This is a genomic window from Stagnihabitans sp., from assembly GCF_964946895.1.
The window spans coordinates 14,862-37,516 of sequence record NZ_CBBQHX010000030.1 but is presented as its reverse complement, the minus strand read 5'-3'; the positions used below and the strand labels follow the sequence as shown (position 1 = coordinate 37,516).

The window sequence follows — 22,655 nt, the reverse complement described above, 5'->3', positions numbered from 1 at the left end:
CTAAGAGAGTGCTAATCGCAACCGACCGAATTCGCGTCATTTGAACCAAAGGCTAGAAGCGTGCCGCCAGCCCGTGATCGTTCCTCTGCTCTTGTTTGCGGCCCGCGCGGTCGTAGGTGACCAGACCGTTCGACACGGACCTGATCTCGGTCAGCCGGCGCAGGGCAGAGCGGATGCCGCGCTGCACGGCGGACAGGGTCGCCGCATTGCGGTTGGCCTTCTGCCGGATCACCTGCAACGCGGCCTGATCCAGTGTGTGACTGGGATGGTCCAGCTCCCGGGCCAGCGCCGCGCTCAACTCGGGCAGCGCCGCGTAGTCCCGGCGTAACAGGGCGGCGTGCACCTCATCCAGCAGGCGGGCGGCGCGCGGGTCAGTCACCGGCATGATCGCGCCGGGCCAAAGCGTTGAAAATGTTCTGAGAAAGCCCGATACCGCCATGATCGACCATGGCCTTGGCCTGCGCCTCGCGCAGGAAAGAGCTGAACTGATCCTCGCCCACCCCGCCAGTAAAGTTCCCCTTCTGGGAATCGAGCCCGGTGTAAGACAGCATTTCGGACAGGAAATTCGTCTCCAGCTCTTTGGCTTTCTTCATCAGTTGGGCGGAACGTGCCGGACTCAATGTGCTGGCCGGGTCAGGGGTGGTGGGAACTTGCATCGCGGTCTCCAATTGCAGCGGATTTTCTGCACTATCAGGCCCAGCGGTAAACAGCTGGTAACCGTTGACGCAGAAAGATCGCTCAAAGTCGGCAGAAGTCGGACCAGATGATCAGTAAAGCCCAGCTTGCCCCCGTTTCGCATCCCGCCCCCTTGATGGCGCCCCCGGCGGATGCCGCCTCGGATGCGGCGGCATTTGCCGATGTGCTGACGCTGCTGGGGCCAAACCCGGTCACCGCACCGCCCGTTGCGGTGCCAGCGGGTATGGCGATCCCCCGTCTGGCATCCCTGCGCGCCCCCCAGCCGGAACCAGCCACGCCAAAGGCCGATGCCGCCGTGCCTGCGGCCCACCATCGGCCGTCGGGCCACGCCCGATTGCAAGCCGCGCATCTTGGGATGGTCCAGGTCCCCGCCCACTCGCCTCTCCCGGGGCAAGACACGACGCCCGTGGCAGGGCCCGCTTCCGCCCCCGATCCGGTTCAGGTCTCGGATCCGCCTGTCCCGGCGAGCGCCGAGACAGAGGGTTCTGCGCCGCAGACCCTGGCAATCCCTCCGCCACCTTGGCCCATGCCCGCGCCGCCACAGTCGCCCCTGCCGCCGCCCGCACACGCCGCAGCGACACCGGCAGCGCCGCCGGAAAGCCGCCCCGCGTTGGCGGTGCAAGCCGCGGCCGCGGCTGACACGGCGATCCTGCACGGCCAAACCCAGACCCAAGCGCCAGCCGGGGCGGATCTGTCGGCCGCAGCCCCGGCGGTCCGTCCTGCATCCTCCCCTTCGCCTCCCGGCGCAGCGCCCGGACCGGCGGCCGTTACCACACCGCCCGGACAAAGGGCGGCCGAAGCCCCGCCATCAGCCAAACCTGGCCGAACGGACGGCCCTGTCGCGATCGTCCCCGCCTCACCGGAACGTTCGGACGCGGCGCAGCCCGTCTTGGCGGCCCAGGCATCGCCCCGCGCCCGACCGACAGAGGGGGCTGCGCCGCGCAAGACTGCCCCTTTGCCTGCCCCATTTCCCCCAACAAATGCCATGCAATCCGGCACCACGCCCGTGCCACAGCCGCGCGCAAAGGTGCAGGCCCTCGCCCCGCAGCCAACCCGGCATGCCGATCCAACCCGCACAGCCGCGCCGTCGCTGCGCGGGCAAGCTCCCGTCGCGCAAGGGGCCGCAGCCCCTCGCCCCACCCTGCCTGAGGCTGCGCCGCCCCTTGCGTCTAACGGACCGGCCGCGCCATCCGGCGTCAACCCCGGGCCAAAGACGGCGCAACCCGGGTCTGGCGAAGCGCATCCCGCAAGCCCCATGCGGTCGCCCCTTTCTGTGCCAGCGGCGCTGCAAGCCCTGCCCAAGCCAGCGCTTCCGGCGGACGCGGCAACACCAACGGCCCCGCCGGTTCAGGAAGTGGCGACCCCGGGGGGGCCGCACGCGGTTTCGCAGGTCAGGCCACCGATCACCGCCGCGCCAGTCCCTGACGACCCCGCTGCCGCCGTTGACCGGCTGCCATCTGCCGCAGACAGCACCGTCCTGCCGGCGAAAGCCTCTGCTTCCTATTCCAAACTGACGCCTTTGCAGGCCTTTTCCCGGTTTCAGACCCTGCTGGAGCAATCACCAGCCGCGCCACACCCTGTGTTGCCCGATCTGGCCCGTTCAAAGGATGCCGCGCCCGCAAAGACCGTTGCCCCGCCGCCGGCCGATCCCGCCACGCCACAGGTCCCCCGGGCCGAACGCGGGCCAGCCCTGAAGGCTGCCCGCAGCGACCTTGTCCCCGTCCCGGCCGAGGGCGCGCTTTCCCCTCCGCCAATGGACCTTGGCCCTGCCGCCAAAGCCGACCGGACCCCGCCTGCGCCCATCCCGGCGCGCCCGCCGCTGGCTGTGCGCCAACCTGCCGCCGCCCGCCCTGCAACCCCTTCCCCCCTCCCCCAGCCCAGGGTCAGCGGCCCCGCCGTAATCGCCGTGGGGCGCGCGCCCCCGACCCCCTTGGAACCAAAGCCATCCTTTCCGCCCACGACGGTCCCGCGTGCATTTGCATCGGTTGACCCTTTGCCGCCCCCGCCCGCGTCTGGCGTGGTGCAGCCTGACTCCCGCCTGCCTAAGCCGTCACGCCCCTCCCAATCGTCCCAGCCGGACATCCGGCAAGGGGCGCCTCTCCCAGACCTTCCGCCACCCTCGCAGGTCGCGCCCGCCGCCAACCTTCCGCCCGCTGCTACCCGCTTGCCCGTGTCCGCCATGCCCCTGGCCGTCCCCGTCGCGCCACAGCCGGGCGGCTTGCACACCAGCCAAACCGCGCCGCCGCCCCGGATTGAGCCTGCAAATCCGCCGCGCCGCGCGGTCGCGCTGCGGACAGAGCGGCCCGTTGCCACGCCAACCACCTTGCCCCGCATCGGGCAAGCCCCGCGCCATGCCGCAACCCTTGCCCCGGTTCCAGTCGACCCCGCCAGACCGGACCCCGCCAGACCGGATTTCGCCAGACCGGATTTCGCAGCGCCCTCACCCCTCGGCCCGCCACCGCCAAACCAGGCCGCCCCGTCTGTGCCGGTTGCCCCGCCGCAACCTGCCCATCCCGCCCCGCCATCCTCCGCCGCGGAGCCGCGCCATGGCACGCCCAGCCCGGACACCGGGCATCACGCACTGCCCCGGGGCTTTTCGACCTCGCTGGCCCATGCGGTGGTCGACAGCGGCCATTCCCGCGCCGAAGTGATTCTGGACCCGGCGGAACTGGGCCGCCTGCGCTTTGACATGGTGACCAAGGGCGATCAGGTGCAGGTGACGCTGACCGCCGAACGCCCCGAAACGCTGGACCTCTTGCGCCGCAACGCGGACGAGTTGCGGCAGGAATTCCGCTCCTCGGGGCTTGAGACGGGAAACCTCAACTTCAGCCAGTGGGGCAGTCGCGATGGCGCGCCCACCGCTGGCGATCCAAAGGGCCAGACGGTTGCCCCCGAAGACCCTGCGCCCCTTATTCCCATGGCACTTTCAGCCCCGCGTCTTCCGGTTTCCGGGGCGGGTCTGGACCTGCGGCTTTGAAAAGGACTGACCATGACCGTTGCAGCCACAACCCCGGCGACCACCTCTCCCCCCACCACGACCCCGCCCAAGTCGGCGGCGCAGGTGGCCAATGACAAGAACTATGACACCTTCCTCAAGATGATGACCACGCAGATCAAGAACCAGGACCCGCTCAACCCGATGAGCGCGGATCAACTGGCCGTCCAGCTGGCCACATTTTCCGGCGTCGAACAGCAGACCAAGACCAACGACCTTCTCGGCCAGATGATCAGCCAGAACTCCCTCGGCGCCATGAGCCAGATGGTCGGCTGGGTCGGCAAAGAGGCCCGTCTGGCCGCGCCGGCCTATTTTGACGGGGCAACGCCGGTCACCATCTCGCCCAATCCGGCGGCGGATGCCGACAAGGCTGTGTTGGTGGTCAAGGATCAAAGCGGCGCAGAGGTGTCGCGCACGCAACTGCCGCTGGGCAGCGCCGATTACCAGTGGCAGGGGCTCGACTCGTCGGGCAACCCGCTGCCCAAGGGCCTCTATTCCCTGTCACTGGAAAGCTATTCGGGTGACAAACTTCTGGGGTCTTCGGACGTCGAATACTACGGCAAGATTTCCGAGATTCGCAGCAGCGCCAACGGCGTGTCCGCCATGCTGCCCGGCGGGGTCGAGGCGTTGACCTCGATCATCACGGCCATCCGGGATCCTGCGGCAAGTTAACGCCGGGCGCAAAACAAGACTGGCATAGGAAATCGTCCTGCCCCACATTGCAGCTGGGGGAGAAGGACACAGATGATCGAATACGCCAGCAATCGGGTTCCCTTGCGCCGCCTGTCCGAAACAGGGGGTGTGCTTGCCGTGATCACCCAGATCCTCGGCACTTCTTACCGCAACCTTGGCACCATGATGGCCTTCGGGCCGCAGGGTCAGCGCACGGGCTCGCTGTCCTCGGGCTGCATCGAGGATGACATTGCCGAACACGCCGCCACTGCCCTGCAGACCGGGCAGCCCAAATCCCTGCGCTATGGTCAGGGCTCACCCTTCTTCGACCTCAAGCTGCCCTGTGGCGGCGGGCTCACCATCCTGCTGATCCCCAATCCGGACCCGGCCACCCTGCGCGCCGTTCTGGCCCGGGGCGATGCCCGGCAGGAAGCGGCCCTTGCCATCGACAGCGCCACCGGCGCCCTGACCCTGCTGGACCCGGGCCGGACCGATGCCGCGCCGGGTGACGTCGTCGTGGTGCTGGAACCCGAACTGCGCTTCTGGGTCTATGGCCACGGGATCGAGGCGATGTCCTTTGCCCTCATGGCGCAGGCGGCGGGCTATGACGTGACGCTGTTTGGTCAAGAAGGCCTGCAGGCTGATCTGTCGCGCGTGGGCCCGCTCAATATCTCTGTCGTGCCCAGCTTTCGCAGCTATGTCTGCCCGCAGCCCGACCGCCGCACCGCCATCGCCCTTTTCTTTCACGACCATGAAAACGAAGCGCGGCTTCTGGCGCAATTCCTGCCCTCCGACGCCTTCTTCATCGGCGCGCAAGGCAGTCTGCGCGCCCGTCAGCGCCTGCTGGAGGATCTGCGCCGGCTTGGCGTTTCAGAGGCGCATATCGCCCGACTGATCCCGACGTTCGGCCTGATCGGCTCGTGTCGGGACCCGCGCACGCTGGCGGTTTCCGTGCTGGCGCATGTCTTGTCTGTTGCAGGGGCATCGGGCATTGCTTATGCGAGTGCGGATTACACCGTGGCGCAGCCCGTGACCCTGCAGGCTGTCCCATGACCCTGACGTGAGTTCGGAGGCTCCTTCATTATGCAAGCGACCGCGTTTTCCCAGACCGTCGACACGCTCGCCCAGTCTTTGACCCGTTGGGCCGGGCAGACCCGGCCGATTGCACAGGGCGATCTGGTCCGCATTCACGGTCTTGACCTGTCCAACCGCATCATGGGTCTGGACGATCTGTTCTTCGTCGATGAACCCGATCACCTGCGCCCCCGTCAGGGCGAGGGGTTGGTCCTGCTCAATCAGGAAATGCTCAACAGCGGCACCTTGCGCAATTCGTTCTACCCGCAAATCCTGTCCTCGCATTGCCAGCACATGGATCTGTGGCTGAACGTCCGGTTTCGCGGCCGCTTCCAGATCATCGTCTATCAAAGCCGTGTCGGCCACCCGCCGCTGCCTTTGGCAGAGCGTGTCATCTCCTCTGACGGCCCGCGGACCGAGTTCATCGAGATTGGCCAGATCCAGTCCCTGCCGCGCAGCGCCCGTCTGTTCTGGGTCGCCCGGGCGCTGGGCGACGGCTGCGAAGTGCTTGACATCACCTGGGAGGTTCTGGCCCCCGCCGCGACCGAGGGGCGCATGGTCGTCCTGATGCGCACCTATGGCCGCACCCGGGATGTCCAGCACCTGCTGGCGCGGTTCCAGGAAACCGCCATGCTGGACATGCACGGCCACATGCTGGCCAACACGCTGTTTGTGATCTACGATTCCTCTGCGGACCTCAAACCCGAAACCTACGCGGATCTGGCGGCCTACAATCTCAACACCTTTGTCCTCTCCGGTCCCAACATGGGCGGCGGCGGCAACATGAGCCTTGAACTTCTGGCGCTGCAACAGGCGGTCGCGGCGTCAGGCATCACCGTGAACGAGGTGGTTCTGGCCGACGATGACCTGCGGGTCTCGCTGGAATCGCTGGCGCGCAACTGGGGGGCCACGCTGTTCCGCCGCGACAACGCCTTCCACTCGCTGCCCGTCTTCATGCAGTCCGAACCCCGCCGTCTGTGGGAGGATGGCGGCTTCTGGGGCCGCTTCACCAAGGACAGCCCGCAGGGCCAGCGCACCGGCGTCGGCCCCCGCCTTCTGCGTCATATGCGGGATTTCCACGGTCAGGCGCATCTGGACGACATGGCCAAGCTGCACCATGCCGAATACGCAACCTTCATCCTGCTCTCGATGCCCTTCGGCCGCATTGCCGAAATTGGCTTGCCCACCGCCTTCTTCCTGCGCGGCGATGACATCGAATACAGCCTGCGCCACGCCTTGGCCGGCGGGATCACGCTCTCCAACCCCAACATGGCCGCCTGGCACGAACCGGCGCATTCCTACGCGCAGGAATACATGTCGATCGCTCATGGCATCATCATCAACATGGCCTATGGGCAGGACAAGCCCGACGAACTCGCCGCCTTCTTCCACGCCCGCGCGCTGGGCCATCTGTCGGTCTGCGATGTCGCCGGCCTGACCGTCTATGCCGAGGCGCTGACCGATCTGGTCGCGATGGACCGTCTGATGGAACCCGGCTTTGCCGAGCATTACATCGCCCTGATCACCCGCTTCAAAAGCTTTGACTCCGCCTTTGCCGTCATCCCCGATGAACTGGTCGACACCATGCGCGAGGCGTCCAAGCGCGACGGCAAGCTGACCACCCAGGCGCGGTTCTTGTACATGCCCACCCAGCCCGACGAGCCGCCGCTGGACGCTGTCGTGCTGTGGAACCCCCATACCGAGCGCCGCTCGATCTACAATCCGAACGAGGCAGAGCGGATCACCGCCCTCAGCATCGTCGCCGCCCGCTTCTTTGTGGCGCTAAGCGCCTTTACCCAAGGCTATGACGATCTGCGCAGCCACTACGCCAAGCGGATGGCCACCGCCGCGACCCCGGCCTTCTGGCAGCAGGTGGCGGACGGCGCGGCATTCGGGGTCATCCATGGCTGAACCCGGATTGCCCCACGGCTCCCGCAAGATCCGGTTCGACGACCTTGACCGCGTCTCAGCCCCGTTCACCTGCGACGGGCGGTTGATCAGCAGCGGCGACCGCGTCTCGATCTCGCCGCAAGACAGCGCGGGAAGCCTGTTTCTGGACGGCAATCAACACGCGTCCTCCGTCCACATGGTCCCGTCGCGGCAGGCCCCCTTCACCGGCACCAACTGGCTGATCCGCCTGAACGACGCCGGGACATGGTCCTTCCTCAATCAGGGCCACGAGGCGCGGATGCTGGCGGGATCGGGCGCGGTCGTGGGCCTTGGCCGTCCGTCGCCGGTGGATCGGTTCGATCCGACACGCTGGCTGTTGTACCGCGATCTGGGCGGCTTCCGGCTGCGGCCCTGCATGCGGCTCAGCGGTTGGCTGGCGCTGCGCGACGGTCATGCGGTTCTGGCCAGCCGCGAAGAGCCTGTCACGCGGTCGCATTACTGGACCATCACACCCTTCGCGCCGGCCCTGTGATCCTCCGCTGCACGATAAGCCCCGGCTTCTGGCCTGCCTCAATTCCCTTCCCGGTGGAAATCGGCTAGACCTCGTGTATCCCTCTGATACGGACAAGCACATTGGCCAATTTCCTGCATAAGAACGACCTGCCCGCCGGACTGAAACTTGGCCCCATCGTCGCCATCGACACCGAGACGATGGGCCTTGACCCCCGCCGCGACCGGCTTTGCGTCGTGCAATTGTCCAGCGGAGACGGCAATGCCCATCTGGTTCAGATCGCCCGGGGTCAGACCTCGGCCCCCAATCTCGAACGCCTGCTGACCGATCCCAACACGCTGAAACTGTTCCACTTCGGCCGCTTCGACATCGCCATGATGCATCAGGCCTTCGGCGTCCGCACTGCCCCGGTCTGGTGCACCAAGATCGCTGCCAAACTGGTGCGCACCTTCACAGACCGCCACGGGCTGAAATACCTGCTCAATGAACTGGTTGGCGTCGATGTCTCCAAGGCCCAGCAAACCTCCGACTGGGGGCAGGCGACGCTGACAGAGGCGCAGAAAGACTACGCCGCGTCCGACGTGCTTTACCTGCACAAGCTGAAAGACGCGCTGCAGGCGCTGCTGATCCGCGAAGGTCGGCTGGAACTGGCCCAACGCTGCTTTGACTTCCTGCCCACGCGCGCCGAACTTGACCTGATGGGCTGGGACGAACCCAATGACATCTTCCACCACTAAGGCCCCGGGCACCGATCCCCTCTCCACCGGCAAGCGCGTCATAGCACGCGAGGCCGAGGCGCTGGCCATTCTGGCCGAGGCGCTGAACGGCGCCTTCACCGAAGCGGTCGACCTGATCCTCGCCGCCAAGGGGCGGGTCATCGTCTCGGGCATGGGCAAATCCGGCCACATCGCCCGCAAGATCGCCGCCACCTTCGCCTCCACCGGCACACCCGCGCAATTCGTCCACCCGGCGGAAGCCAGCCATGGCGACCTTGGCATGGTGATGCAGGGCGACGTGGTGCTGATCCTGTCCAACTCGGGCGAGACCTCGGAACTGGCCGACATCATCGCCCACACCCGCCGCTTCGACATCCCGCTGATCGGCGTGGCGGCCCGCGCCGACAGCACCCTTCTGCGCACCGCTGACGTGGCCATCGTGCTGCCCAACGCGCCCGAGGCCTGCGAGACGGGCATCGTCCCCACCACCTCCACCACCATGACGCTGGCCTTGGGCGATGCCCTCGCCATCGCGCTGATGGAACACCGCTCCTTCACGCCCGAACATTTCCGCATCTTCCACCCCGGCGGCAAACTGGGCGCGAAACTTCTGAAGGTGCGCGACCTGATGCACACCGACCTGCCGCTGATCCAATCCGACACGCCGATGCCAGAGGCGCTTCTGGCGATCTCGCGCCACGGCTTTGGCGTCGTGGGCGTGACCGGCGCCGATGGCAGCCTGCAGGGCATCATCACCGACGGCGACTTGCGGCGGCATATGGAGGGTCTGCTGTCCTACACCGCAGCCCAGGTGATGACCAGGAACCCCCGCACCGTCCTGCCCGACGCCCTGGCCGAGGTGGCGCTGGCCGTGATGAACGACCGCAAGATCACCTGCCTGTTCGTCAAGGCCGGCCCGCAAGCCGATCTGCCCGCACTGGGCATCCTGCACATCCACGACCTTCTGCGCGCCGGGGTGGTGTGATGGCACAGGCGTGGGGCGACAACTTCCACTCACGCCTCGTGTTCTGGCTGAAGATTCTGCTGCCGCTGGCCGCGCTTGCCCTGTTGGCCACCCTGTTCCTCTTTGGTCGCACCGTGCGCCCCGAAGACGCCATCCCCTATGCCAGCACCGACATCGCCGACCGCGTCAAGGAACCCCGGCTGACCGCTCCCGCCTTCGCCGGCATGACCAAAGACGGCGCCGCGCTGACGATCAAGGCGGCCGAGGCCCGGCCCGGCGTGGCTGGGTCCTCCAACGCCGGCTCCGCCACCACCCTGTCGGCCCTGATCGAGATGCCGGGCGGCTCCACCGCCACCATGAACGCCGGCGCAGGACGGATGGATCAGGCCGCCAAGCAGGCAATCCTGACCAGCGGCGTCACCCTCGCCGCCTCGACCGGTTACACCGTCAAGGCTGACGGGATGAGCGTGGCCTTGGACCAGACCGATGTCACCAGCCTTGGTCCCGTCACCGGCGCTGGCCCGGCCGGCACACTCACAGCCGGCGGCATGCATCTTGGCCGCGAGCCCTCGGGCGGCTACCTGTTGGATTTCACGGGCGGTGTGACGCTGATCTACACCCCCAAAGGAGGATTGTGATGCGCAAAGCCCGGGCCCTTGCCCTTGCCCTCATGCTGCTGCCCGCCGTTCTGCCGCCGCTTGCGGTGCATGCGGCAGGCACCGCCGTGGCTTTCGCCGGCCTCAAGACCGATCCGACCCTGCCGGTGCAGGTCACCGCAGATCAGCTGTCGGTCAACCAAAGCGACGGCACCGCGCTGTTCAAGGGCAATGTCGTGGTCACCCAAGGCAGCATGACCCTCGCCGCCGCGACCGTGCAGGTCCAATATGCCGCCGACAAGAAAACCATCGCCAAACTCCTCGCCGATGGCGGGGTGAAACTGGCCGCAGGCACCGACGCCGCCTCCTCGCAATCGGCCGAATATGCGCCCGAGACCGGCGATCTTTTGCTGACCGGCGATGTCATCCTGACCCAGGGCGCCTCCGCCATCTCGGGCCAGAAGCTGACGGTCAGCCTCAAGACCGGGCTTGGCACCATGGATGGCCGCGTCACAACCACCTTCACCCCCGCACCGCCGAAGAAGAACTGATGCCCGCAGATACCGTTCCCTCCGCCGAGGTTCTGATCGACGGCCACGTGCCGGAACAGACCTATGTCGAACCCGCCGTCGTCGATGGCATCGGCGGCCTGCAGGTCCGCAACCTGCGCAAAAGCTACTCCAAGCGTCTGGTGATCCGCGATGTCTCGCTGGATCTGGCCAAGGGCGAGGTGGTGGCCCTTCTGGGCCCCAACGGCTGCGGCAAGACCACCACCTTCTACGCCATCGCCGGCCTCATCACGCCCGAGTCGGGCGAGGTGCTGATCGACGGTCGCGATGTCACCGCCCTGCCGATGTACCGCCGCGCCCGGCTTGGCATCGGCTATCTGCCGCAGGAAATGTCGATCTTCCGCGGCCTGACCGTCGAAGACAACATCCTCGCCGTGCTGGAAATCTCGGAGCCCGACCGCCACAAGCGCCGAGAGCGGCTGGAAGAGCTGCTGTCGGAATTCTCGATCACCCATATCCGCAGCGCCCCGGCCCTTGCGCTGTCGGGCGGCGAGCGGCGCCGGGTGGAAATCGCCCGCTGTCTGGCCGCCAATCCGCTGTACCTTCTGCTCGACGAACCCTTCGCCGGGGTCGATCCGATCGCGGTGGCTGAAATCCGCCACCTTGTGCATGACCTCAAATCGCGCGGCATCGGGGTGCTGATCACCGACCATAACGTGCGCGACACGCTCGATATCGTGGACCGCGCCTATATCCTCCACGATGGCAAGGTCCTGATGACCGGCACCGCCGAGGAAATCGTCGCGGACGAGATGGTCCGTCAGGTCTACCTTGGCGAGAATTTCCGGATCATTTGACCCGATCCGAAAGTGCTGTTGACAAGTGCCCTGTCGCGTCCCCAAATGATGGGGATGAGTGCAAGAACCGCCCTGCCTTGCCCGACCGTTGCGGCCCCCTCGACAGGGCGCCGCCACCAAAAGCAAGTGTTCAAGCAGGCCAGCGCTCAAACCCCATCCATCCCTGGATACGACCCCTCGGATCGCCCGGATCCGTGGCATTGCAACGCTTAGGAGGCATCATGCGGTATCAGATCAGTGGCAAGCAAATCGACATTGGCGAGGCCTTGCAGACCCATGTGAAATCCGAACTGGGTGAAATCGTTGAAAAATATGCGCAGCGTCCCACCGACGCCACCGTGGTTTTTTCCAAGGCCGGCTATGAACTTGTCTGCGAAGCCACCATCCACCTGTCCACCGGTCTGACCGCGCAAGCCAAGGGCCACGCGACCGAGATTTATGCCGCCTTCGAATCCTGCCGCGAGAAGATGGACAAGCAGATGCGCCGCTACAAGCGCCGCCTGCGCAACCACCACAGCGCCCGCACGGCACCTGTTGAATATGGCACCGGTGCAGCCTATATCCTCGCACCAACAGAAGAGCCGGAAGAAGCTGACACAGCCCCCGTTGAACACGTGATCATCGCCGAGATGGAGACGAAGATTCCCTCCCTCTCGGTCGGCGAGGCCGTGATGCAACTGGAATTGGGCGGGCAAAAATTCCTGCTGTTCCGGAACGTGGGGCATGGCGGGGTCAATGTGGTATATGTCCGTGAAGACGCGAACATCGGCTGGATTGACCCGAGCAACGGCAAGTAATCCTCCGGCGGCGCCCTTTGGGCGCACCGGGCTAAGCAGGTAAGAACAGGCAATGGAACTTTCGAAACTGCTTATGCCCGGTGCGGTCCGGGTCATCGGGCAACTGACGGGAAAGAAACGCCTGTTTCAGGAACTGGGTGAAATTGCCGCCCAAGCCTATGGCCTGAACGCCTCGGTTGCCACCGATGGGTTGCAGGAACGCGAAAGCCTTGGCCCCACCGGTGTGGGCCACGGCATCGCCTTGCCCCATGCGCGGCTGGATGACCTTGACCGGATCGTCGCGGTCTTCCTGCGCATGGAAAAGCCGCTCGACTATGATTCCGTCGACCGCCAGCCGGTTGATCTGGTGTTCGGCCTGTTTGCCCCCAAGGAATCCGGCGTGGATCACCTGAAGGCGCTGGCGCTGGTGTCGCGCACCATGCGCGACCCCGGCATCTGCTCCAAGCTGCGTGCCAACACCGATCCGGCCAAACTGCACGCCATCCTGACCGAGGCGCGGGCGACCCAGGCCGCCTGAGGCCCCCTTACCGCACCGTGTGGCCCGCCCAGACCCCAAGCGCCACCAGCGCCAGCGCCCCGATCACCGCCCACAGCAGCGGCACAGCCCGGCGCTGCGGCGGCGCTTTCGGCCCATCCGCCTGCGCGATCAGCAAATTCTCCACCAGCCGCGGCAGCTTCGGCCCAAAGCGCGCCAGAACCTGAACCGTGCTGATCAGGTCCTTGGCCAGCGCCAGCGGCCCCACATGGCTGCGGACATAGCTTTCCACCACCGGCTTTGCGACCTGCCAGATGTTGATATTCTCATCCAAAGACCGTGCCACACCCTCGACCACCACCATGGTGCGCTGCAGCAGGATCAGCTCCATCCGGGTTTCCATGCCAAACCGCTCGGTCACCTCGAACAGATAGGCCAGAAGCTTCGCCATCGAGATGCGGTTGGCCTCCATCCCGAAGATCGGCTCGCCCACGGCCCGCAACGCACTGGCAAACGCCTCCACATCGCGGTCCGCCGGCACATAGCCCGCCTCAAAATGCACCTCCGCCACGCGCCGGTAATTGCGCTGGATGAACCCCATCAGGATTTCCGCATAGACCTTGCGCGTATAGGCGTCGATCCGCCCCATGATGCCGAAGTCATAGGCGATGATGTCGCCATTGGCCGCCACCTTCAGGTTGCCCTGATGCATGTCGCCGTGAAAGAACCCATCGCGCAGCGCATGGTTCAGGAACAGCGCCAAAACCCGCCCGCCCAGCACCACCCGGTCATGCCCCGCCGCATCCAGTGCGGCATTGTCGGACATGTTGATGCCCTCCACCCAGTCCATCGTCATGACAGACCGCCCCGAAAGCCGCCACAACGGCGCCGGCACCGCAAACCCCGTATCGTCCTTGGTATTGGCCGCAAACTCCGAAGCCGAGGCCGCCTCCAGCCGCAAATCCAGCTCTCCCATCACCACGCCTTCGAAATGCGCGATAACGTCAATCGGCCGCAGCCGCCGGGTCGAGGGCAAGAACATCTCGATCGTCTGCGCCGCCAGATAGAACGCGTCAATATCCTTGCGGAACGCCCGTTCAATCCCCGGCCGCAGCACCTTCACCGCCACCTGCCGGCCATCCTCGCGCAGCCGCGCCTTGTGCACCTGCGCAATCGAGGCCGCCGCAACCGGTTCCGAGAAGTCGTCAAACAGCGCTTCCACCGGCTGACCCAGCTCTGCCGCGACCATGGCCTTGGCCTGATCCATCGCGAAAGGCGGCAGCTTGTCCTGCAAGTACTTCAACTGCAACGACATCTCGTCGCCGACAATATCCGGCCGCGTGGACAGGATCTGGCCGAACTTGATGTAGGATGGCCCCAGCGCCGTCAAAGCCCGCGTCACCGGCGGCAAGGCCGGATCGCCCCTCAGCCCCAGCCACTGGAACGGCAGCCCCAGCGCCCGCACCAGAATGCGCAAGCTGGTTGGCGCGCCGAACCCTTTCAGCACCACATCCATCGCCCCGGTCCGCTCGAACGTCGCGCCGGTGCGGATCAGCCTCAGCAGATTGTGAGGTCCCCGCATCAGACCTTCCAGCCCGAATGCAGCGCCGCAATGCCCAGGGACAGATTGCGATACTTCACCTGTGCAAAGCCCGCCGTGCGGATCATCCCGGCAAAAACCTCCTGCTCGGGGAATTTGCGGATCGATTCCACCAGATACTGATAGCTGTCACGATCCCCGGTCACCATCTTGCCCATCGCCGGGATCACGTTGAACGAATACAGATCATAGGCCTTCTGCAGCATCTCATTCGGGATCTGCGAGAATTCCAGCACCATCAGCCGCCCGCCGGGCCGCAGCACGCGAAACGCCTCGTTCAAGGCATCCTGCACCCGCACCACGTTCCGGATGCCAAAGCTGATCGTGTAGACATCGAAGCCGTTGTCGGGGAAGGGCAGGGCCATCGCATCGCCCACTATCCAGTCCAGCCGATCCGACAGGCTTTCCGCCTCGGCCCGCTTGCGGCCTTCGATCAGCATGCTTTCCGTCATGTCCAGCACGGTCGCCGTGGCGGTCGGCGCGCGCCCCAGAAACCGGAACGCCACATCCCCGGTGCCGCCCGCCACGTCCAGCAAGCGCTGACCGGGCCGTGGGTTCAGCCAATCCATCATGGCGTCTTTCCACAGCCGGTGGATACCCACTGACATCAGGTCGTTCATGATGTCGTACTTGCTGGCCACACGGGTAAACACCCCATGCACCATCCCGGCCTTGTCGTCCTCATTCACGGTCTGATAGCCGAAATGGGTGGTGTTCTCAGTGCTCATCGGGGCTTGCCCTTCCTAATCCGCAGCCACCTTATAGGCGCAGCGCGGCAGCGCCTCAACCAGCGGAAAGGTCGCGGATGCCTGAACTGCCCGAAGTCGAAACCGTCAGACGCGGATTGCTGCCGGTTCTTGAGGGACATGTGATCCTGTCCGCCCAAGTCAACCGTCCCGACCTGCGTTTCCCCCTGCCAGACCGCATGGCGGACCGTCTGAGCGGCCAGACCGTCCTAAGCCTGCGCCGCCGCTCCAAATACATCCTCGCCGACCTGTCCTCGGACGAAACGCTGCTGATCCACCTCGGCATGTCCGGCCGCATGCTGATCTCGGGCGCCATGCTTGGCGAATTTCACCACACCCACCCCGCCCCCCAGAAACACGACCACGTCATCCTCACGATGGACTCGGGCGCGCAAATCACCTTCAACGACGCCCGCCGCTTTGGTTCGATGGACCTGATGCCCACCGCCAAATGGCAAAGCCACAAGCTGCTGGCGGACCTTGGCCCGGAACCGCTGGGCAATGCCTTCAACGCCCCCTACCTCGCCCGCCGCCTCGAAGGCCGCGCCACCCCGATCAAATCCGCCCTGCTCGACCAGACCATCGTCTCCGGCCTTGGCAACATCTACGTCTGCGAAGTCCTGCACCGCGCCAAGATCGCCCCCACCCGTCTGGCGGGTGACCTGACGCCGCACAACATCAGCCAAATCGTCCCGATCATCCGCGAGGTCCTGACCGAAGCCATCGAAGCCGGCGGCTCCAGCTTGCGCGACTACCGGCAGGCCGACGGGGAACTTGGCTACTTCCAGCACACCTTCCGCGTCTATGACCGTGAAGGCGAACCCTGCCTCACCTGCGGCACATCCATCGCACGCCTTGTGCAATCCGGCCGTTCCTCCTTCTATTGCCCCAGCTGCCAAAGGTAACCCATGCCAACCGTCCTTCTTGAACCCCACGGCCCCGTCCTTCTGATCCGCCTCAACCGACCCGAGGCGCTGAATGCCCTCAACCAACACCTCATGCAGGAGCTTGCCCACGCCTTGATCGAGGCGGATGCCAACGACGCCGTCCGCTGCATCGTCCTCACCGGATCGGACAAGGCCTTCGCCGCCGGCGCCGACGTGAAAGAAATGCAATCCCTGACCTATGCCGAGGTGGCCAATGCCGACCTCTACGGCCCCCCCGCCTCGATCATCGCCCGGATCCGCAAGCCGATCATCGCCGCCGTCTCCGGCTATTGCCTGGGCGGCGGCTGCGAACTCGCCATGCTGGCCGATTTCATCCTCGCCTCCGACACCGCCCGATTCGGCCAGCCAGAGGTGAACCTTGGCATCATCGCCGGCATGGGCGGCTCTCAGCGCCTGACAAAACTGATCGGCAAATCCAAATCCATGGAAATGCACCTCACCGGCCGCATGATGGACGCCACCGAGGCCGAGCGCGCCGGCCTCGTCTCCCGCATCATCCCCATGGCCGATCTGGTGGCCGAGGCGCTGAAAACTGCCGCCACCATTGCCGCAAAATCGCAACTGGCCGTCAAGGCCGCCAAGGAAGCCGTCAACCGCGCCTACGAAACCCCGCTCTCCGAAGGCCTGCTGTTCGAACGCCGCGCCTTCCACGCCACCTTCGCCACCCTCGACCAAAAGGAGGGCATGCAGGCCTTCCTTGAAAAACGCCCGGCCAACTTCAAGGACAAATGACGTTTGCAGGTTGACTAGCCCCCGAGTCGCACCTATAGACCCGGCTTCAGATCAATACCTACGCAAACGGACACCGATACCGATATGGCAAATACCGCCCAGTCCAAAAAGCGCGCTCGTCAATCCGAAGCACGCCAAGATGTGAACAAGGCGCGCCGCTCGCGGATCCGCACCTTTATCCGCAAAGTCGAAGAGGCTCTGGCCTCCGGCGATCAGACCGCAGCCGCTGCTGCGCTGAAAGCCGCTCAACCCGAAGTGATGCGCGGCGTCACCAAGGGCGTTCTGCACGCCAACACGGTTGCGCGCAAAATCTCGCGCCTCAACCACCGCGTGAAGACCCTTGGCGCGGCAGCTGCCGTCTAAGACTTCGCCGACCTGAACCGCAAAGGCGCATCCCACAGGGTGCGCCTTTTGCATTTTGCGCCTGATTTTCACCCATTCCCATGCCAGCGTTGCTCTTTTGCCAGAGCCCCCGGATTCGGTTGCACAGCCCCGCTGTCAAGCGAGAAGTTCGGTTGCCCTGCCCCTCTGCGGCTTGCTAGCGTGATCAGGCGATTCACGACGACTTGGGGGACTTCCGGGGATCCAGGACCAAATATCTGCAAGCCCGGCGCTGCCACGCTGGGGCACCAAAGACAGAAAACGGTTCAGGATCAACAACTTGGCATAACTGTGGCGGCGCGAACCGCTTCAGGATCGGGGGTGCAGTGATTCTGCATCCACACCTGTGCCATTGTCCTGTGACACGAAGACCGCATTGGGGCCCGGCCCTGACGCGCCTTCGCTGGCATGCCCAAGACGACAAGGGTCCGCGGGACAAACAGCAAAGGAAGGGCCACTGGCAACTGCGCCGGCAAGAGCCCTTGGACAAAGTAGATGACGCAAGAGACTTGGGGACAGGCACGTGAACTTCTGGTCGCGCGAGTGGGCAAGAACAACTACACGACGTGGATCGAGCCGCTGAAGCTGCTGACCCTCGCCGGTGGGGTTGCCCACTTCGAAGTCCCGACTTCGTTCTTCGGAAACTGGGTATCGCGCAATTTCGCCGATCATATTCTGGGCCAACTGCAACAATCCGGCGCCGAAGTGCAGCGGGTGGAATTCTCCGTGGCGCGCGAGTCCGAGCCGAAGGTCGAGGCCAAGCGCCCCGCTCCCACCTCGCTGTCGCGCCCGCTGACCCGCCCCACGCGCCCGGTGGACGAGGAACTTCCCGGTGCGCCGCTTGATTCGCGCTTCACCTTTGACAGCTTTGTCGTCGGCAAGCCGAACGAACTGGCCCACGCCGCCGCCCGCCGTGTTGCCGAAGGCGGCCCGGTCAGCTTCAACCCGCTGTTCCTCTATGGCGGCGTGGGCTTGGGCAAGACCCACCTGATGCACGCCATCGCCCACGAACTGCAGGCCCGCCAGCCGGAACTGCGCGTGCTTTACCTCTCCGCCGAGCAGTTCATGTACCGCTTCGTGCAGGCGCTGCGCGAACGCCAGATCATGGACTTCAAGGAAATCTTCCGCTCGGTCGATGTGCTGATGGTCGATGACGTGCAGTTCATCGCCGGCAAGGATTCCACTCAGGAAGAGTTCTTCCACACCTTCAACGCCCTCGTCGATCAGAACAAGCAGATCGTCATCTCCGCCGACCGCGCCCCGGGCGAGATCAAGGATCTGGAAGAACGCATCAAGTCCCGCCTGCAATGTGGCCTTGTCGTCGACCTGCATCCCACCGACTACGAACTGCGCCTCGGCATCCTGCAAACCAAGGCTGAACATTACCGCGCCCAGTACAAGGGCCTGCAGATCGCGGGTGGCGTGCTGGAATTCCTCGCTCACCGCATCACCACCAACGTCCGCGTGCTGGAAGGCGCCCTGACGCGTCTGTTCGCCTTCGCCAGCCTCGTCGGTCGCGAAATCACGCTGGACCTCGCGCAAGACTGCCTCGCCGACATCCTGCGCGCCTCGGATCGCAAGCTGACGATCGAGGAGATCCAGCGCAAGGTGGCCGAACACTACAACATCCGCCTGTCCGACATGATCGGCCCCAAGCGCCTGCGCAACATCGCGCGGCCCCGTCAGGTGGCCATGTACCTTGCCAAGCAACTGACCTCGCGCTCCCTGCCCGAGATCGGCCGTCGCTTTGGTGGCCGCGACCACACCACGATCATGCACGGCGTCAAGAAGATCGAAGAGCTGATGGCCATCGACAGCCAGTTGTCTGACGATCTGCAGCTGCTGAAGCGTCTTTTGCAAAGCTGAGGGGGGGTTAACGCCCCGCGCGGCCTGTAGCTACGCAAAACCTACGGAAAACTGACGAGGACCCTACGGATAACAGACGGCCCTTGTGCATTGGCCGAAACCCGTTAGGTTCAAAGCCCCGCGCTTGAAGACGCGGACCGACGAAGGGATGGAACGATGAAGCTCTCGATCGAACGCGCAACGCTTCTGAAGGCGCTGGCACAGGCGCAATCGGTGGTCGAGCGGCGCAACACCATCCCGATTCTGGCCAACGTCCTGATCGAGGCCGATGGCGCCACCGTCAGTTTCCGCGCCACCGACTTGGATATCGAGGTCGTCGACCGCGCCCCAGCCATGGTAGAGCGCCCCGGTTCAACCACTGTATCTGCGGTGATGCTGCATGAAATCGTCCGCAAACTGCCCGATGGCGCGCTGGTCAGCCTGATCGACGACGCCGCAGCAGGCCGTCTGGCCATCGCTGCAGGCCGCTCCAACTTCAACCTCGCCACCCTGCCGCGTGAAGATTTCCCGGTGATGGCGACCTCGGAATACACCACCAACTTCTCGGCCCCGGCGCCGGTGCTGCGCCGCCTGTTCGACAAGGCGAAATTCGCAATTTCCACCGAGGAAACAAGGTATTACCTGAACGGCGTCTATATGCACGTGGCCAAATCCGCGGAAGGCCCGGTGCTGCGCTGTGTCGCCACTGACGGCCACCGTCTGGCCCAAATCGACGCCGCCCTGCCGGAAAACGCCGCCGGAATGCCCGGCGTCATCGTGCCGCGCAAAACGGTTGGCGAGTTGCGCAAACTCTTGGACGACGACGATGCGATGATTGACGTCTCCGTCTCCGAAACCAAAATTCGCTTTAAGACTCCGGGACTTACGCTGACCTCGAAGGTCATCGACGGCACCTTCCCCGACTATTCCCGCGTCATCCCCACCGGCAACACCCGCCGTCTTGAGGTGGATGCCGCCGAATTCGCCAAGGCTGTTGACCGTGTGGCCACCGTGTCCTCCGAACGCTCCCGCGCCGTGAAGCTGACGCTGGAGGATGACCGCCTGATCCTGTCGGTCAACGCCCCCGATTCGGGCGCCGCCGAGGAAGAACTGGCCGTGGCCTACGATGCCGAGCGTCTGGAAATTGGCTTCAACGCCAAGTACTTGCTGGAAATCGCAGGCCAGGTTGACCGCGAAAACGCGGTGTTCCTGTTCAACTCCTCCGGCGATCCGACGCTGATGCGCGAAGGCAATGACATGTCGGCCACCTATGTCGTCATGCCGATGCGCGTGTGACCACCAGCCGGAGGCGCTGCCTCCGGACCTCCGGGATATTTGTGAACAAATGAAAGGGGTTGGTCGGTGAGTGGTCTTGCCATAACCGCGCTTGGCCTCTCGCATTTCCGCAGCCACCGCGCCGCGACGCTGCAGTTTGACGGCCGCCCGGTGGCGATTTCAGGCCCGAACGGAGCCGGCAAGACAAACATCCTTGAGGCGGTGTCGCTGCTGTCGCCCGGCAGGGGGTTGCGGCGGGCGACCACCGCGGACCTCTCCCGCCGGCCAGAGGCTTTGGGCTGGAAGGTCCGCGCCGAAGTGCGTGGCCTTGGCGGGTCCTCCCACAAGGTCGAGACCTGGGCCGAAGGCGACGGCGCGCGCGAGGTCCGCATCGACGACAAGGCCGCCAGCCAGACCGCCCTTGGCCGCATCCTCCGCATTCTGTGGTTGGTGCCCGCAATGGACCGTCTATGGATAGAGGCCGCCGAGGGTCGCCGCCGCTTTCTGGACCGCATGACCCTGTCCTTCGCGCCCGACCATGCCGAGGCCTCGCTGGCCTATGAAAAGGCCATGCGCGACCGCAACCGCCTGCTGAAGGATGGCGTGACCGACCCGCATTGGTACGCCGCCCTTGAAGGTCAGATGGCCGAGGCGGGCACCCAGATCACCACCAACCGCGCCGCAGCCGTGGCCCGCCTGATGCAGGCCCAGCACGGCGCCGAAACCGCCTTCCCGCAATCCGACCTGACCCTGCTTGGCCCCGAGGGCGAGGCGCCAGAGGATCTGGGTCTGGCGCTGGCCCAAAGCCGCAGGCGCGACATGGCTGCCGGGCGCACCCTGGTTGGCCCGCATCGCACCGATCTGCACGCAACCTATAGTGCCAAGGGCGTGCCCGCCGACCAATGCTCGACAGGGGAGCAGAAGGCGCTGCTGATCTCGCTGATCCTTGCCAACGCCCGCGCTTTGGCCGCGGACCTTGGTCAACCGCCCGTTCTGCTGTTTGACGAGGTGGCCGCCCACCTTGATCAGCACCGCCGGGCGGCACTTTATGACGAAATTTGCCATTTGGGCGCACAAGCCCTGATGACCGGCACGGAACCGGGGCTGTTTGACTCTCTCGGCGCCCGTGCCCAGAATCTGACCGTGATGGAAGAGGGCGGCGAGAGCCGGATCAGTTGAATGGAAGTTGAACGCATCCCGGAATGGGCGCTGACGGCAGCGGACGAGGCCCAAATCGCCAGCCTTCTGGCGCGCTGCTTTGCCACCGATTTCGGCGGCCGCAGCTTCTTTCAAACCCGCCAGCATCTGCGTCTGGTGCATCGTCAGGGACCCATCGTTGCCCATATGGCGCTGCAATTCCGCGCCATGCGGCTGGGGGACAGGCTGATCACCGTGGCCGGTTTGGCCGACGTGGCCACCGATCCGGCCCGGCGCGGCCAAGGCCTCGCCTCTGGCCTGCTGCAGGTGGCACTGGCGGAAGCCACGGCCTCGCCGGCAGAGTACGTCCTGCTGTTTGGCACTGCCAAGCTATATCTTGCGGCTGGGTTCAGGCCTGTTCCCAATCCGTTGATCTGGGTTGAGATGCGAGACGCCGTGACCCGCCGCATCCACCACGCCCCGGCAGACTCGCTGATGGTGCTGCCCTTGCGGGGGCAGCCTTGGGACGATACGGCCCCTCTGGACCTTCTGGGGAATTTTTTCTGATGACGCTGAGTGCTGCAGAACTGGGCCTTTACGCCTTGGCCATGGCTGGCCTGTGGTGTGTGCCGGGGCCGGTCTGGGTCGCCCTGCTGGCGCGCGCCCTGTCGGGGGGCTTTGCCGCCGCGTGGCCCTTGGCTGTGGGTGTGACGCTGGGCGATTGCCTGTGGCCGGCCATCGCGATCTTTGGCATGGGCTGGGTTCTGTCCGTCTATGGCGACGCCCTGCACATCCTGCGCTGGGTGGCGGCGGCAACCTTCTGCGTCATGGGGGTGTTGCTGATCACCAAATCCGGTGCCCTGATGTCTGCCGACAGCAAGCTGACCCGGCCGGGGCGGCTGGCGGGCTTTGCCACCGGTGTGGCGGCGGTAATCGGCAACCCCAAGGCGATCTTGTTCTACATGACGGTTCTGCCGGGGTTCTTTGGCGATCTGTCGAAGTTGACGGCGCTGGACACCGTCTCGATTCTTGCCATCTCGGTTGCGGTGCCCCTGATCGGAAATCTGGGCCTTGCGCTGTTTCTTGACCGGGCCCGCACCCTGTTGTCCAGCCCACAGCGGGTGCGGATGCTGAACCGGATCGCCGGGGGCCTGCTGATCCTTGTGGCTGCGGTGATTCCCTTCACCTGACCCCAAATCTTGTGTCCAAGGCGTGACATTCCCCCCTGTTGCCGCTATAA

24 protein-coding genes are annotated in these 22,655 nt (G+C 65.2%); 20 read left to right on the top strand and 4 right to left on the bottom strand.

What is annotated here, in order from left to right:
* Window positions 1-52: 52 nt before the first annotated feature.
* Together AC1Y2B_RS17120 and AC1Y2B_RS17115 are read right to left on the bottom strand one after the other, a co-directional pair.
* Complete coding sequence (locus tag AC1Y2B_RS17120) at window positions 53-385, bottom strand: hypothetical protein (protein WP_482254327.1); 333 nt, start codon at window positions 383-385, stop codon at window positions 53-55.
* On the bottom strand, window positions 372-656 hold the full coding sequence (locus AC1Y2B_RS17115; RefSeq protein ID WP_482254326.1) for a rod-binding protein: 285 nt from the start codon (window positions 654-656) through the stop codon (window positions 372-374). The genes AC1Y2B_RS17120 and AC1Y2B_RS17115 overlap by 14 nt, the downstream gene beginning before the upstream one ends.
* Window positions 657-2,875: 2,219 nt before the next feature.
* On the opposite strand from AC1Y2B_RS17115, the gene AC1Y2B_RS17110 reads away from it, so the two are divergent.
* The 12 genes from AC1Y2B_RS17110 (at window position 2,876) to AC1Y2B_RS17055 (ending at window position 12,794) form a co-directional block, all read left to right on the top strand.
* Window positions 2,876-3,673, top strand: a complete 798-nt coding sequence (locus AC1Y2B_RS17110) for a flagellar hook-length control protein FliK (RefSeq protein WP_482254325.1) — start codon at window positions 2,876-2,878, stop codon at window positions 3,671-3,673.
* A 12-nt stretch (window positions 3,674-3,685) separates the two neighbouring features.
* Complete coding sequence (locus tag AC1Y2B_RS17105) at window positions 3,686-4,363, top strand: flagellar hook capping FlgD N-terminal domain-containing protein (protein ID WP_482254324.1); 678 nt, start codon at window positions 3,686-3,688, stop codon at window positions 4,361-4,363.
* Between the two features lie 72 nt (window positions 4,364-4,435).
* Window positions 4,436-5,416, top strand: a complete 981-nt coding sequence (locus AC1Y2B_RS17100; protein WP_482254323.1) for an XdhC family protein — start codon at window positions 4,436-4,438, stop codon at window positions 5,414-5,416.
* A gap of 30 nt (window positions 5,417-5,446) precedes the next feature.
* On the top strand, window positions 5,447-7,348 hold the full coding sequence (locus AC1Y2B_RS17095) for a hypothetical protein (protein WP_482254322.1): 1,902 nt from the start codon (window positions 5,447-5,449) through the stop codon (window positions 7,346-7,348).
* Window positions 7,341-7,859, top strand: a complete 519-nt coding sequence (locus AC1Y2B_RS17090; protein ID WP_482254321.1) for a hypothetical protein — start codon at window positions 7,341-7,343, stop codon at window positions 7,857-7,859. The genes AC1Y2B_RS17095 and AC1Y2B_RS17090 overlap by 8 nt, the downstream gene beginning before the upstream one ends.
* Before the next feature lie 101 nt (window positions 7,860-7,960).
* Complete coding sequence (locus AC1Y2B_RS17085) at window positions 7,961-8,575, top strand: ribonuclease D (RefSeq protein WP_482254320.1); 615 nt, start codon at window positions 7,961-7,963, stop codon at window positions 8,573-8,575.
* On the top strand, window positions 8,556-9,539 hold the full coding sequence (locus AC1Y2B_RS17080) for a KpsF/GutQ family sugar-phosphate isomerase (protein WP_482254319.1): 984 nt from the start codon (window positions 8,556-8,558) through the stop codon (window positions 9,537-9,539). Before AC1Y2B_RS17085 ends, AC1Y2B_RS17080 begins: the two co-directional genes overlap by 20 nt.
* Window positions 9,539-10,156: an LPS export ABC transporter periplasmic protein LptC gene (lptC, locus tag AC1Y2B_RS17075; RefSeq protein WP_482254318.1), complete on the top strand. Its 618-nt coding sequence runs from the start codon at window positions 9,539-9,541 to the stop codon at window positions 10,154-10,156. The genes AC1Y2B_RS17080 and lptC overlap by 1 nt, the downstream gene beginning before the upstream one ends.
* Window positions 10,156-10,665, top strand: coding sequence for an LptA/OstA family protein (locus AC1Y2B_RS17070; RefSeq protein ID WP_482254317.1), 510 nt, complete (start codon window positions 10,156-10,158; stop codon window positions 10,663-10,665). The genes lptC and AC1Y2B_RS17070 overlap by 1 nt, the downstream gene beginning before the upstream one ends.
* Complete coding sequence (gene lptB, locus AC1Y2B_RS17065) at window positions 10,665-11,480, top strand: LPS export ABC transporter ATP-binding protein (protein ID WP_482254316.1); 816 nt, start codon at window positions 10,665-10,667, stop codon at window positions 11,478-11,480. The genes AC1Y2B_RS17070 and lptB overlap by 1 nt, the downstream gene beginning before the upstream one ends.
* 221 nt (window positions 11,481-11,701) lie before the next feature.
* Complete coding sequence (gene hpf / locus AC1Y2B_RS17060; protein WP_482254315.1) at window positions 11,702-12,277, top strand: ribosome hibernation-promoting factor, HPF/YfiA family; 576 nt, start codon at window positions 11,702-11,704, stop codon at window positions 12,275-12,277.
* 52 nt (window positions 12,278-12,329) lie between these two features.
* Window positions 12,330-12,794 (top strand): PTS sugar transporter subunit IIA, encoded by a 465-nt coding sequence (locus AC1Y2B_RS17055; RefSeq protein WP_482254314.1) that lies wholly within the window; start codon window positions 12,330-12,332, stop codon window positions 12,792-12,794.
* 7 nt (window positions 12,795-12,801) lie between these two features.
* Here AC1Y2B_RS17055 and ubiB read toward each other — a convergent pair whose 3' ends face one another.
* Together ubiB and ubiE are read right to left on the bottom strand one after the other, a co-directional pair.
* On the bottom strand, window positions 12,802-14,334 hold the full coding sequence (ubiB, locus tag AC1Y2B_RS17050; RefSeq protein ID WP_482254313.1) for a 2-polyprenylphenol 6-hydroxylase: 1,533 nt from the start codon (window positions 14,332-14,334) through the stop codon (window positions 12,802-12,804).
* A complete protein-coding gene (ubiE, locus tag AC1Y2B_RS17045; protein ID WP_482254312.1) occupies window positions 14,334-15,080 on the bottom strand; it encodes a bifunctional demethylmenaquinone methyltransferase/2-methoxy-6-polyprenyl-1,4-benzoquinol methylase UbiE in 747 nt (248 codons plus the stop codon). The genes ubiB and ubiE overlap by 1 nt, the downstream gene beginning before the upstream one ends.
* 77 nt (window positions 15,081-15,157) lie before the next feature.
* On the opposite strand from ubiE, the gene mutM reads away from it, so the two are divergent.
* From mutM to AC1Y2B_RS17005, 8 genes are all read left to right on the top strand, one after another.
* The gene (gene mutM / locus AC1Y2B_RS17040) at window positions 15,158-16,003 is read left to right on the top strand and encodes a bifunctional DNA-formamidopyrimidine glycosylase/DNA-(apurinic or apyrimidinic site) lyase (protein ID WP_482254311.1); all 846 of its coding nucleotides are present in this window, start codon (window positions 15,158-15,160) and stop codon (window positions 16,001-16,003) included.
* Window positions 16,004-16,006: 3 nt separating this feature from the next.
* Window positions 16,007-16,777, top strand: a complete 771-nt coding sequence (locus AC1Y2B_RS17035; protein ID WP_482254310.1) for an enoyl-CoA hydratase-related protein — start codon at window positions 16,007-16,009, stop codon at window positions 16,775-16,777.
* An 84-nt stretch (window positions 16,778-16,861) separates the two neighbouring features.
* Window positions 16,862-17,140, top strand: coding sequence for a 30S ribosomal protein S20 (gene rpsT, locus AC1Y2B_RS17030; protein WP_482254309.1), 279 nt, complete (start codon window positions 16,862-16,864; stop codon window positions 17,138-17,140).
* Between the two features lie 513 nt (window positions 17,141-17,653).
* Window positions 17,654-19,024: a chromosomal replication initiator protein DnaA gene (gene dnaA / locus AC1Y2B_RS17025; RefSeq protein ID WP_482254308.1), complete on the top strand. Its 1,371-nt coding sequence runs from the start codon at window positions 17,654-17,656 to the stop codon at window positions 19,022-19,024.
* A gap of 156 nt (window positions 19,025-19,180) precedes the next feature.
* Window positions 19,181-20,299 carry a DNA polymerase III subunit beta gene (dnaN, locus tag AC1Y2B_RS17020; RefSeq protein WP_482254307.1) on the top strand — a complete coding sequence of 373 codons (1,119 nt, stop codon included), beginning with the start codon at window positions 19,181-19,183 and terminating at the stop codon, window positions 20,297-20,299.
* A gap of 66 nt (window positions 20,300-20,365) precedes the next feature.
* A complete protein-coding gene (recF, locus tag AC1Y2B_RS17015; RefSeq protein ID WP_482254306.1) occupies window positions 20,366-21,457 on the top strand; it encodes a DNA replication/repair protein RecF in 1,092 nt (363 codons plus the stop codon).
* A complete protein-coding gene (locus AC1Y2B_RS17010) occupies window positions 21,458-21,982 on the top strand; it encodes a GNAT family N-acetyltransferase (protein WP_482254305.1) in 525 nt (174 codons plus the stop codon).
* A complete protein-coding gene (locus AC1Y2B_RS17005; RefSeq protein WP_482254304.1) occupies window positions 21,982-22,605 on the top strand; it encodes a LysE family translocator in 624 nt (207 codons plus the stop codon). The genes AC1Y2B_RS17010 and AC1Y2B_RS17005 overlap by 1 nt, the downstream gene beginning before the upstream one ends.
* Window positions 22,606-22,655: the final 50 nt, after the last annotated feature.